Raw genomic sequence first — 12,887 nt, forward strand, 5'->3', positions numbered from 1 at the left:
ACACGCTGGGCTCGCCCGTCAGCGCCCCACAGCCGCCCTGACTGCCCCGCGTGGGGTATACCCGGCAGCGGGCCCGTCCTACCCCGCCACCGTGGCCCCCACATGACCGTTTCCGACACAACCCCTTACCCAGCGCGGCTTCACGCGCCACAATCAATCACATGACCAAAGCGAGGCGGATCGGCGCGATGGCAGCAGCCGTCACAATCGTGGCTGCACTCGGCGCGGGACTGTGGTTTGGCGGAGGTCCCACCACTCGAGCGGGGTGGGAAGCAGCCGCCTGGGCAGCAGGCATCACCTGCGCGCTGGCCCTCGCCGTCAACGCGATCATCTGGGCCACCACCCGCACACCCTCCTCTCCTCCCCAAGCCACAGGGCTCCCGAGCCACACACGCACGTCCAATACCACCGAGAATATCTCCGGAGGAGCCGTCATTCAGACAGGCAGTACCGGCGACCTACACACAGGCAGCACCTCCTACGACGGCGACCACATCGACTTCGAACATGGCACCTTCCACGGACCCGTCACCGGCAAGAAGGGCGACCGTTCCGGCACCGCCCCCCACAGCAACAAGGAACCCGACACGGAGCCAGACAGGTGAGTTCTTCCTACGACGGCGACCACATCAACTTCAGCCATGGCACCTTCCACGGACCCGTCACCGGCAAGGAGGAGAACCACCACCACTACCCGGCTCACCAGGTGGACTGGCCCCTGCGTATCGGCGCGATCCCCGAGCAGGTGGCCCACTACCAGCACCGGCACATCGCCGAGCACCTCCACACCGCGCTGAACAGCTTCGGCACCGTCGTCTTGCGCCAGGTCCTGTCCGGCACCGGCGGGGTCGGCAAAACCCAACTCGCCGCCCACCACGCCCGCACCCTGACCCAAGCCACCGACCCCGAACAACGCCTGGACGTGCTCATCTGGGCCAACGCCGCCACCCGCGACCAGATCACCGACGCCTACGCCCAGGCCGCCCGCCAGTTGTTCGCCACCACCCCCGACGATCCCGAAGATGCCGCGCAGCTGTTCCTGTCCTGGCTCCAGGACCCCAACAAACACCAGGATCGACGGTGGCTGGTGATCTGGGACGACCTGGCCGACCCCGCACACACCAAGGACCTGTGGCCCCCGCAAGAGCAGCCCCAGGGCCGGGTCCTGGTCACCACCCGCAGGCGCGACCACTCCCTGACCCAGCAGGGACGGCACCTACTCGAGGTCGATGTCTACACCCCCGACGAAGCCCGCACCTTCCTCACCCAAGCCCTGGACGAGGCCGGGATCGGCCACAGTGCTTCTGAACTTGACTGCCTGGCCCGGGACCTGGGGTATCTGCCCCTGGCCCTGGGCCAGGCGGTGACCTACATGGCCGAACTCGGTCTGGAGCCCGCCGCCTACCGGCAGCTGTTCGGCGACCGGGTGCGCACCCTGGCCGAAGTGTTCCCCGACTGGGAGGCCCCGACCCCGCTGGCGGCCACCTGGGACCTGTCGCTGAACCGGGCCGATACCTTCACCCCCCAGGGCCTGGCCCGCCCGTTGATGGGACTGATCGCCCTGCTGGACGGCACCGCCATCCCCGAACAGGTCCTGACCGCCCCACCGGTCCTGGAGTACCTGGCCAGTAGCCGCGCGCCGGCCACCGAACCCGCTACCGACTCCCACAGTGCTCCCAGCGCGAAACGCTGGTGGCACAGGGTCAGACGGGCACTACATGCCGTAAAAAGCACCGGCCGCACCGACGAGGCACCGGCACCTGCCTGGTCGGCCCAGGACATCAGCGCTGGTCTGGCCAGCCTGCACCGGCTGAACCTGATCACCCGCACCAACCCATCCAGCGCCCAAGAGCCGCCCCAGCCCGGTGGCCAGTTGATCAGCGCCCACCAACTCGTCCAACGCGCCACCCGCGAACACACCCACACCCGCCCTACCCGAGAAGACGTACGTTCCTTAGCCGACGCCCTGCTGCACATCTGGCCCGAGATCGAGCGCGACACCACCTTGTCCCAGTTACTGCGCAGCAACACCGCCATACTGCGCACTTACCACACAGCACACGGCTCGACCAGCGAGGACTGGTTGTGGGAGCCCGATGGCCACCCGGTCCTGTTCCGCGCGGGCCGCAGCCTGGGAGAAGGCGGCCGGGTGGGCGAGGCCGTGGACTACTGGCAGCACATGGCCGACACAGCTCATCAACGCCTCGGCCCCCATCACTCCGGCACCTTCACCACCCGCCACGAACTCGCCCGCTACCAAGGCCAAGCCGGAAACCCCAGAGGCGCGGTCACCGCCCTACAACAGCTCCGAGCTGAGCAACGACGCACCCTGGGACGCAACCATCCCCACACCCTGGACACCCGGCACGAACTCGCCCGCTTCCAAGGCGAGGCCGGAAACCCCACCGCAGCCGCCGCCACCCTGCAACATCTCCTGACTAACCAACAACGCACCCTGGGACGCAACCATCCCCACACCCTGGACACCCGAGGCAACCTCGCCCACTGGCAAGGCCAAGCCGGAAACCCCACCGCAGCCGCCGCCACCCTGCAACATCTCCTGACTAACCAACAACGCACCCTGGGCCCCGACCACCCCTCCACCCTGGACACCCGCCACGAACTCGCCCGCTTCCACGGCGAGGCCGGAAACCCCACCACAGCCGCCACCGCCCTCGAAGAACTCCTGCCCGACCGCACCCGCATCCACGGCCCCGACCACCCCCACACCCTGACCACCCGCCACGAACTCGCCTACTGGCAAGGCCAAGCCGGAAACCCCACCGCAGCCGCCACCGCCCTCGAAGAACTCCTGGCCGACCGCACCCGCATCCAAGGCCCCGACCACCCCTCCACCCTGACCACCCGCCACGAACTCGCCCGCTTCCACGGCGAGGCCGGAAACCCCACCACAGCCGCCACCGCCCTACAACACCTCCTGGCCGACCGCACCCGCATCCAAGGTCCCGACCACCCCCACACCCTGACCACCCGCCACGAACTCGCCCGCTTCCACGGCGAGGCCGGAAACCCCACCACAGCCGCCACCACCCTGCAACACCTCCTGGCCGACCAACAACGCATCCTGGGCCCCGACCACCCCTCCACCCTGACCACCCGGCACAACCTCGCCCGCTGGCAAGGCCAAGCCGGGGACCCGGCCGCAGCCGCCACCACCCTCGAAGAACTCCTGCCCGATAAACAGCGCGTCCTGGGACCCGACCACCCCGATGTCCTGACCACCCGCCACGAACTCGCCCGATTCCAAGGCCAAGCCGGGGACCCGGCCGGAGCTGTCCACACCCTGGAACAGCTTTTGACCAACCAACAACGCACTCTGGGACTCGAGCACCACGAGGTCCTAGCCACTCGGGCTGTTCTCGCCCGCTGGCGGGGTGAGGACGGGGATCCCGCTGCGGCTGTCACCGCCTATGAGCACCTGCTGGACGACCACACCCGCATCCAAGGACCCGACCACCCCCACACCCTGAACACCCGCCACGAACTCGCCCGCTGGCAGGGCCAGGCAGGAGAGCCCGCCGTGGCTGCCACCGCCCTGCGATACCTTCTGGACGACGAACAACGCATCCTGGGCCCCGACCACCCCGATGTCCTGACCACCCGGGCCGTTCTCGCCCGCTTCCAGGGCGAGGCCGGAGACCCCCAAGCGGCCGTCACCGCCCTGCAACACCTGCTGGACGACCGCACCCGCACCCTGGGACCCGACCACCCCGATGTCCTGACCACTCGCCATGCTCTTGTCTACTTCCAGGGTGAGCTCGGAGACCCCGCAGGCACCGTCACCGCCCTGGAACACCTGCTGGACGACCATCAACGCACTCTGAGACCCGAGCACCCCGATGTCCTCAACGCCCGAGCCAACCTCGCCCGCTTCCAAGGCGAGGCCGGAAACCCGGTTGCGGCCGTCACCGCCTATGAGCACCTGCTGGACGACCAACAACACATCCTGGGACCCGACCACCCCCACACCCTCACCACCCGGCACGAGCTCGCCCGCTTCCAGGGTGAGGCAGGAGAGCCCGCTGCGGCTGCCACCGCCCTCGAAGAACTCCTACCCGACCAACAGCGCATCCTGGGACCCGACCACCCCCACACCCTGAACACCCGGGCCAACCTCGCCCACTTCCAAGGCCAAGCCGGAAACCCCACCGCAGCCGCCACCACCCTCGAAGAACTACTACCCGACCGCACCCGCATCCAAGGCCCCGACCACCCCTCCACCCTGGACACCCGCCACGAACTCGCCTACTGGCAAGGCCAGGCCGGAAACCCCACCACAGCCACCACCACCCTCGAAGAACTACTACCCGACCAACAGCGCATCCTGGTACTACAGTCGCGCTTCCGTTTTGCCCTGACCTGATGCCTTCTGGGGTGAACTGGTCGGGCATGATGTCGCGGATCTGAGCGTTTGCCGGACACAACAACGGCCACCGCCCGATCATCGATGGTTGTGAAGACAAAGAAAAAACAGGCGGCAGCCGCAGCCACCAGCGTAGCGGCCCAGCGCTGGCCGCGCCTACTGAACGAGCTCACCGAAACAGTCATCGATCCGCACTTGGCCCGCCCCGAGACCCGCACCACCGCCCGCCAAGTCATCACCTGCCTGCTCGCCCCGCTCACGACCAAGAACTGCTGGACCCTGGCCGAACAGGCCGGACACCGGTCCCCCTACCGGATCCAACGCCTGCTGTCCCAGGCCTCCATGAACGAGGCGTCCCTGTGAGGGGCCCTGCGCGGCTACGTCATCGGCCACCTGGGCACCCCACGACGTGGTCCTGGTGGTCGACGAGACCGGAGACATCAAGAAGGGCCGCGACACCGTCGGCGTGGCCCGCCAGTACACGGGCGTCACCAGCCAGGTCGAAAACTGCCAGGTTGCCGGTGCGAAGCGAAGTCGCACGTTGTGAGTGGCTACGCAAGGAAGGAGGTCGGCATGGTGCCGAGGACGTAGCCCGGGCCAGTGTCCAAGGCCCGTCCCCTCCCTGACGTGCACCGCTGGTAACGGCGGGGTGCGAAGCTCGGGGAAGAAGCCCAAGGACACCCCCGCTGCATCCGGGGGTTACAGGCAAGGGGAAGACCGGACGGGTGAAGCTGCCTGAACCCTCAACGATGCCTCGTGATGGCAAGCCTCGCAGATGGAAAGCAAGGGCGGGGCGCAGGACTGGCCGCTGAGAAACGGCAGGTGCCGGTCGAAGACGGCGAGTCGGCCGGGAGGACACCACCGTCCCGGGGTAATGAGGGCGCCCAACCCGGTCGCATCTCACGCGTGCGGAACGCGACAACCCCGTTGGGGTCCAGACCCACTGGTCTGGTCAGCCAACCGCAAGGAAGGCCCAAGTCCCCAGCGGGCGCAGGACGGCCCAAGAAGCCAAGGCCGGCACGCCGAAAGGCAACAGGAAACCGGGACGGTACCGGCACCTCCGCCGAGTCCCGCATAACTGGCCGGATACGGGCACATGCCCGGACCCGAAAGGGTGCTGACGTGGGCCGGGTGAGCCTGTGAAGAGTCCTGTCGAAAAGGAACCGGAACCGAAGGGCACGTTAGACACCGTGACGGTCATATCCGCTGCTGATCCGGCCGCGACCAGCACCGACCCGGTGAACAGACCGGAGGACACCCCGCTCGACTGGGACGCCATCGACTGGCAGGCCCAGCAGGAGTCAGTACGGCGACTGCGGCAGAGAATCTTCGCGGCATCACAGGCAGGGGACCTCAAAAGGGTCCGCAACTTGCAGAAACTGATGCTCCGTTCCCGAGCCAACACGCTGGTCAGCGTACGGCGAGTGACGGAGATCAACGCAGGAGGCAAGACGGCCGGGATCGACGGTCAGGTGGCCCTGACCGCCTCGGGCAAAGCGGAACTGGCCCACTGGGTCCAGCACCGAACGAGCCCAGGCACGGCCCGGCCCGCCAAGCGGGTGTACATCCCCAAACCAGGCGGCAAGAAACGCCCACTCGGCATTCCCGTGATCCTGGACCGGGTCGAGCAAGCCCGGGTCTGTCAGGCACTGGAGCCGGAGTGGGAAGCGCGGTTCGAGCCGAAGTCGTACGGCTTCCGGCCCGGCCGCGGCTGTCAGGACGCGATCGCGGCGATCTACTGGACGGCCAAGGGCAGCAGAGCCCGCCGCCGGTGGGTGCTGGACGCGGATCTGGCAGCGGCGTTCGACCGCATCGACCACGACCACCTTCTCCAGCAGCTCGGGTCCTTTCCCGCACGGGAAGAGGTCAGGCAGTGGCTGCGAGCGGGTGTGGTCGAAGAAGGCCGGTTCATGCCGACCGAGGAGGGCACTCCTCAGGGCGGTGTGATCAGCCCAGTGCTGTTGAACATCGCCTTGCACGGGATGGAGACGGCTGCGGGAGTCCGGTACCGGCAGTCCGGCCGTCGCGCCGGTGACACCATGCCGGGCTCCCCGCTGCTGGTGAGATACGCTGACGATCTTGTCGCCCTGTGCCATTCACGGGAACAGGCCGAACAGGTCAAGGCCCGGCTCGCCCAGTGGCTGAACCCGAGAGGGCTGGTCTTCAACGAGGACAAGACACACGTCGTCCACCTCAACGAGGGCTGTGACTTCCTCGGCTTCACCATCCGCCGCTACCACGGCAAGCTGCTGATCAAACCCAGCCGCGAGGCCGTCAGACGGATCCGGAACAGGCTGGGCACCGAGGTGCGGTCCCTGCACGGGGCCAACGCCGCCGCGGTGCTACGACGACTCAACCCGATCGTCCGCGGGTGGTCGGCCTACTACCGGAGTGTGGTCGCCAGCGAGGTTTTCACCGGGTTGGACGACTACATGTGGAAGCTCACCTACAAGTGGGCGACCCGCGCTCACCCGAACAAGCCACGGCACTGGGTCACCGCCCGGTACTACGGCACGTTCAACAAGTCCCGGCAGGACCAGTGGGTCTTCGGCGACCGCGACAGCGGCGCCTACCTGCTGAAATTCGCCTGGACGAAGATCGTCCGACACCAGATGGTCCACGGCGGGGCGTCCCCGGACGATCCTGCCCTGGCTACCTACTGGGCCCAACGGCGCCGCACCAGCGCACCGCCGCCGATCGACCGTGCCACCCTGCGTCTGCTCCAGGCGCAGAACGGGCAGTGTCTGATCTGCCGGGGTCTGTTGCTGCACGCCGATGACTCGCCGTCCAGCCCCACCGAGTGGGAGCAATGGGTGCGGGTCACCCGCCGGGCGATCACCACTAGGATGATCACCTATCGCGGGATCGGATGCTCGGACGGGGTGCGGCTCCGTCTTATCCACTCGTCCTGTGCTGCTGCATGCCTGTGAGCCTTCAGGGCTTGCTTGAGCCGAGCTGCGGGGAAAGCCCGCACGGCCGGTTCTGAGGGGGACCGTCGCAGCAATGCGGCGGTCCTACCCGACTCTACCTCGCCTACACCACACCCGATGCCCACGCCCTGATCGACCACCGCCTCTACCTGCCCTCCTGCTGGACCCAGGACCAGTCCCGACTCCACGCAGCGGGCGTGCCCGAACAGGTGGAGTTCGCCACCAAGCCAGTGCTGGCCCGCCAGATGATCGCCACTGCCCTACAGCACGCTCCGGATGCGTGGGTGGCCGGCGACGAGGTGTACGGACGCAACCCCGCCCTACGCGCCTACCTGGAGAAATGCAGGGTCGGCTATGTGATGGAGATGGCCGCTACCGACAGCCTCGCCACCCCGCGCGGTTCCATCAAGGTCAAGGAGCTGGCCGTCCTGGCCCCGGCCGGGGCCAGGCAGAAGCGTTCCGCCGGGGCCGGGTCCAAGGGCGAGCGGTTCTACGACTGGGCACTCATCGACGACCACGCGGACCAGGCCGGGGTGCGGTGGGTGCTGATGCGCCGCAATCGCACCACCGCCGAGCTGGCGTTCTTCCGCTGCTACGCACCCGAGGCAGTCTCGCTGGCGCGGCTGGTGGCGGTGGCTGGGCGCCGTTGGCGGGTGGAGGAGTCCTTTGCCCAGGGCAAGGGCCTGGCCGGGCTGGACGAGCACCAGGTGCGCACGTGGAGGTCCTGGCACCGGTGGAGCCTGCTGGTGATGGTCGCCTACGCCTTCCTGGCCATCTGCCGTCTGCGGGAGTTGTACCACTACCCGCCCTGGTCGGGATTGGTGGCGCTGACCTGCAACGAGATCACCCGCCTGTTGCACGGGTTCTTCAAGGTCGAGCACGGTCTGGAGCATCTGTTGGCTTGGTCGGTGTTCAGACGCGCTCATCAAGCGCGAGCTCAACGGCTTCACTACCGCAGACGGGCAGCGCGGGAATCATGACAAAACGGAAGCGCAACTGTAGTACTGGGACCCGACCACCCCGATGTCCTCACCTGAATCGCCCCGGGTTGGTTAGAGACTCATGTTCTGTGCTGTGACCTGCGGTTCCAGGGTGTGTCAAGTTAAGGGTGTAACTATTTTTCCTGGTCAGCGGCGTGTCGGGGTCAGCCGGCCCTCGAAGGTCACCTCGAAGGCATTCAGCGCCCGCTTCCACCGGTTGGTCCACTTGGCTCGCCCGGTTCCCTTGGGATCCAAGGCCAGCAACGCCAGGTAGACGCACTTGAGCGCGGCCTGCTCGTTGGGGAAGTGCCCGCGCGCCTTGACCGCACGGCGGATCCGGGCGTTGATCGACTCGACCGCGTTCGTAGTGCAGATGATCCGTCTGATCTCCACATCGAAGGCCAAGAACGGCACCATCTCGGCCCAGGCGTTCTCCCACAAGCGCACGATCGCCGGATAGCGCTGCCCCCAGTCCTCGCAGAACTCGGCGAAGCGCTCCAGGGCCGCCTCCTCGGTCGCGGCGGTGTAGACCGGCTTGAGGGCACGCGCGACCTTCTCCCAGTCCGTGCGCGAGGCGTAGCGGAAGCTGTTGCGCAGCAGGTGCACGATGCAGGTTTGGACCACCGTGCGCGGCCAGACCACCTCCACCGCCTCGGTCATGCCCTTGATCCCGTCGGCCACGAGCATGAGCACGTCCTCAACCCCGCGGTTGCGCAGCTCGGTGAACACGTGCGCCCAGTACTTGGCGCCCTCGCCCCCGTCACCGGCCCACAAGCCCAGGATGTCGCGCTCGCCCTCGGCCGTGACCCCGAGCACCACGTAGATGGGCCGGTTGGCGACCTGGCCGTCGCTGATCTTGACGTTGATCGCATCGACGAACAGCACCGGGTACACCGGGTCCAGGGGCCGGTTCTGCCACTCGGACATGCGCTCCATAGCGGCATCGGTGATGGCCGAGATGGTCTGCTTGGAGATGTTGGCGTCGTAGACCTCGGCCAGGTGGGCGCAGATCTCGCCGTGGGTGAGTCCGCGGGCCGAGAGCGAGAGCACGATCCCGTTGACCCCGCTCAGCCTGCGCTGGCGTTTGCGCACGATCTGGGGTTCGAAGGAGCTGTCCCGGTCGCGGGGTACCTCGATCTCGACGGGCCCGGCCTCGGTGGTCAAGGTCTTGGACCGGGTGCCGTTGCGGGCGTTGCCGGCTGTCTCGGTGGAGCGCTCGTGCTTGGCGTAGCCCAGGTGGGTGTCCATCTCGGCTTCGAGCACGTTCTCCAGGGTGGTCTTGGTCAGCCGTGAGAGCAGCCCGTTCTCGCCGACCAGCTCGATGCCCTCGGCCTTGGCCTTGGCGACCAGTTCCGCGACCAGGGCCTCGTCCGACCTGCCAGTATCCGTCTTGACCTGCGTCTTGTCACTCATGGTGCACTCCTACCCTCTTGGAGTTACACCCTTATCTATACAGTCCCGGCGTTAGCAAATAGAATGCGCTGAAGGCAAAGGCACCGACCAGCGGGCTGGTCAAGCTCCAGATCAGGTGCCAAGGCCGGTTGGCTCGTACCATTCCCAACAACAAGCGCAGACCCCCCACCTGGAGGAGATCCGGGCATCGACTCCGGGCTGGTCGGGGGTGTGACGCCGAAAACGCCCCGCTAGTAGGGGGATCCGGCTTCGTGCGTGTTGCGCGGTCCCCTCCTGGGGAGTCCCGGGTCTGTACATATCAGCGACGAGCTGAGCCACGACCGCACCGACCCTGCGCCGCAGCGCCATGGCCCCGAAGGCCGGCAACGAGACCACGACTACGCGCCGCTGGCTGTTCATGTCACCCATGATCGCTCGCCCGCCGCTGCGCATGGGCAGGTCGGTCACGCACACGACCATGTCCCAGCCGTGCTCGGCCAACTTGGTCTCGGCGAGCTCCATCATCGCCGTGTGGCGGCTGTCGCTGGGCGGCAGGTGTTCCCAGTGTGCCTGGGCGGCCCAGCTTTGTTCTGAGTCGACTTGTTGAGTCAACAACTGTGGAAGGTCCTGAGCGAGCTGTTCCCCGATCAGAACTGGCATGGCGACAGGATCAGCGAGCACACCGACCGTGAGGCGGCTCTCGTTCTGGCCCTTCTGGCGTTCTGCGTCGGCCAAGAGGCTTATTCATTAGCCCCGAAGTAGCGGGTGTAAAAGTACAGACCGATGATCACCGCGAGGGCTTCTTTGAACTTGGACAGCGGGGCACGGTAACGGCTCTGCAGCATGCGCCAGGTCTTCAGGTGAGCGACAGCCCGCTCGACGGCGGCCCGCACACTATCGACCACCGTGTTGTTGGCCTCCTGCTGGTCAGTTAGTTCCCCACCGGAGGGCTTCTTGGTCGGGCTGATGTCGGCGTGGGCCTGGTAACCCTTGTCGCCCAAGATACCGTTCGATTCGCTGACCAGGTCGTACAGGCCGCTGGCGTAGTAGGCGTGGGCGTCGTGACGTGCCCCGGGGACCGGTACCGGCCCCACAGCGGCGATGTGGCCCGCGGGTGTAGCGGCGAGTTTGAGGTTGAACCCGGTGGTCTCGTGCTTGCCCGAGTACATGCTCTGGGCTGCCTTCCAGTCCCAGGTGGGGGCGAGGGTGCCGTCGATCAGGACGGTCGAGGCGCCGGTGATGTCGGCCGGGTCGGGGATCAGGGCGGTGAGTTCGGCACCGATGAGGGGGCGAAGGAGGTCTGAGGTGCCCCGAGGTTTCCGGACAGGGACCCAATACAATGGTCTCGTAAGGAAACGAGGGGAAACGTGGGCAGGACAAGCAAGTACTCACCGGAGTTCCGCGAGGAAGCGGTACGCTTGGTGATCGAAACACAAAAGCCAATCGCCCAGGTCGCAAAGGAACTCGGCATCAGCTCCGAGACACTCCGCAACTGGGTGCGACGGCACAAACGCGATCACCACAACCAAGCACCCACCCTTGACATGAGCGACCGGGCCCGCCTGCGCGAACTCGAACGGCGCAACGCCGAACTCGAACGCGAGAACTCCTTCCTAAAAAAAGCCGCAGCGTACTTCGCGAAGGATCACCGGTAGCCGCCAAGTACGAGTTCATGGAAACTCAGAAAATCGGCGACGCGGAGTACGCTTACCCTGTCACGTTCATGTGCGACACGCTCGACGTCTCCCGTTCCGGTTTCTACGAATGGAGAAACCGGCCGGAGTCGGCGACCGCCGAACGCAGGGAACACCTCAAGCTCCTCATACGGCAAGCGTTCAAGGACTCCGATGAGACCTACGGGTACCGGCGCATCCATGCCCGGCTCCAGCGCTGGGACGTCCAGGCCGGTCCCGAGCTGGTACGCCTGCTCATGCGCCAGATGGGCCTGGAGCCCTGCCAGCCACGCCCGGCCCGGGTCTGCCTGACCGACGGCGACGAGGCCGCCGCGATCCCCGACCTGGTCCAGCGCGACTTCACCGCCCCGCGCCCCGGGGTGAAACTCGTCGGCGATATCACCTACATTCCCACCTGGGAGGGATGGCTGTATCTGGCGACCGTAATCGACTGCTGTACCAAAGAGGTCGTCGGATACGCGATGGGCGACCATTACCGGACCCCGCTCATCATCCAGGCGGTCAAGAACGCCCAGCGGAACGGGAAGGTGTCCGCAGGGGCGATCTTTCACTCGGACCGGGGCAGTAACTACACGTCACGCGAATTTGGTAACTTCCTCGCTGGGAACGGGTTGAAACGGCCGGCAGGGCGAACGGGCGTCTGCTACGATAACGCCCTGGCTGAGTCGTTTTTCGGAGCACTCAAGAACGAGCGGGTCAATCGGGTGGTGTATCCCACGCGTGAGCGCGCCCAGAGGGACATCACACGGTATATCGAGCACTGGTATAATCACAGGCGTCTTCATTCCGCGTTGGGATACAACACGCCCGCGGAGATTTACGCGGCGCATCAGGAGATGCGACTGGCCGCGTGAGACAGGCGGTTCAAAGCCTGTCCGGAAACAGCAGGGCCCCTCAGTCCCAGCGGCGGCTGACCGTGGCCTGGGAGACGCTGAAGGCCGCGCCGGCCAGTTCCTGGGTGAGGTTGTGGCGGTGCAGGGCCACGACCAGGGCGGTCGATCGGTACAGGCCCAGTGCGGCTGGTCGGCCTCCGGGGCGGATCAGGGGCCCGAGCCGGAGGTGGACGCGGGTGGTGATGTCGGTGAGTTGTTCGTGGGTCAGTCCGGTTATACGCTGCAGGTCCAACGGCTCTTCCGCTTCGTCTGGTTGGTCTTCTCAACCCCAGATTTCAGCGGAGGAGCCGTTGCTGTGTGGTCAGAACGCGAAAACGCGTCCGGATCGTCCCGTTTTGGCTTTTTCGACGGATGGTCGGACCTCTGCGGCGAACAGGCCTTATGAATAAGCCTCCAAGACTCTGCCTCTCTTATTGAATAAGAATAATCCGGGAAAGCTGATTCACAAGCCTTGAAAGCAAACACCAGACCATGAATTTCGCCAACACAGGCCTCATTGCCTCAGAAACGGTATCTGATCCCCTACTGGAATCTGATATGGGAAGAGTGAAAAGTGTAGTCGGCCGCTCAACGGGATACACTTCGGTCCTACTGATCTTTGATTAGGCGCTTGA

At 66.2% G+C, this 12,887-nt stretch carries 7 protein-coding genes and 3 pseudogenes; 6 read left to right on the forward strand and 4 right to left on the reverse strand.

Going from position 1 to position 12,887, the window contains the following annotated elements:
• Positions 1-161 precede the first annotated feature (161 nt).
• From ACYVD1_RS18195 to ACYVD1_RS18215, 5 genes and pseudogenes are all read left to right on the forward strand, one after another.
• Positions 162-605 (forward strand): hypothetical protein, encoded by a 444-nt coding sequence (locus tag ACYVD1_RS18195; RefSeq protein ID WP_460774029.1) that lies wholly within the window; start codon positions 162-164, stop codon positions 603-605.
• The gene (locus tag ACYVD1_RS18200) at positions 602-4,384 is read left to right on the forward strand and encodes a tetratricopeptide repeat protein (protein ID WP_460774032.1); all 3,783 of its coding nucleotides are present in this window, start codon (positions 602-604) and stop codon (positions 4,382-4,384) included. The genes ACYVD1_RS18195 and ACYVD1_RS18200 overlap by 4 nt, the downstream gene beginning before the upstream one ends.
• Before the next feature lie 159 nt (positions 4,385-4,543).
• Positions 4,544-4,904 (forward strand): annotated as a pseudogene (locus ACYVD1_RS18205) (transposase); the annotation flags it as partial.
• A gap of 670 nt (positions 4,905-5,574) precedes the next feature.
• Positions 5,575-7,314 carry a group II intron reverse transcriptase/maturase gene (ltrA, locus tag ACYVD1_RS18210; RefSeq protein ID WP_460774036.1) on the forward strand — a complete coding sequence of 580 codons (1,740 nt, stop codon included), beginning with the start codon at positions 5,575-5,577 and terminating at the stop codon, positions 7,312-7,314.
• A 92-nt stretch (positions 7,315-7,406) separates the two neighbouring features.
• Positions 7,407-8,294, forward strand: a pseudogene (locus ACYVD1_RS18215) (IS701 family transposase); the annotation flags it as partial.
• Between the two features lie 147 nt (positions 8,295-8,441).
• Here ACYVD1_RS18215 and ACYVD1_RS18220 read toward each other — a convergent pair.
• The 3 genes and pseudogenes from ACYVD1_RS18220 to ACYVD1_RS18230 form a co-directional block, all read right to left on the reverse strand.
• Positions 8,442-9,707: an IS256 family transposase gene (locus ACYVD1_RS18220; protein WP_460774039.1), complete on the reverse strand. Its 1,266-nt coding sequence runs from the start codon at positions 9,705-9,707 to the stop codon at positions 8,442-8,444.
• Positions 9,708-9,759: 52 nt separating this feature from the next.
• Positions 9,760-10,421, reverse strand: a pseudogene (locus ACYVD1_RS18225) (hypothetical protein); the annotation flags it as partial.
• A 5-nt stretch (positions 10,422-10,426) separates the two neighbouring features.
• Entirely contained in the window at positions 10,427-11,026 is a 600-nt protein-coding gene (locus ACYVD1_RS18230; protein ID WP_460774041.1) for a transposase family protein, read from the reverse strand.
• Positions 11,027-11,053: 27 nt separating this feature from the next.
• Here ACYVD1_RS18230 and ACYVD1_RS18235 point away from each other — a divergent pair.
• Positions 11,054-12,234 (forward strand): IS3 family transposase gene (locus tag ACYVD1_RS18235; RefSeq protein WP_460774045.1). Its coding sequence is split into 2 segments (ribosomal slippage): positions 11,054-11,315 and positions 11,315-12,234, totalling 1,182 coding nucleotides; the frame shifts between segments, so codons are not numbered across the junction.
• 40 nt (positions 12,235-12,274) lie between these two features.
• Here the strand turns inward: ACYVD1_RS18235 and ACYVD1_RS18240 are convergent.
• Entirely contained in the window at positions 12,275-12,505 is a 231-nt protein-coding gene (locus tag ACYVD1_RS18240; RefSeq protein ID WP_460774048.1) for a helix-turn-helix domain-containing protein, read from the reverse strand.
• Between the last annotated feature and the right edge of the window lie 382 nt (positions 12,506-12,887).

This window comes from Nocardiopsis nanhaiensis (assembly GCF_054778635.1).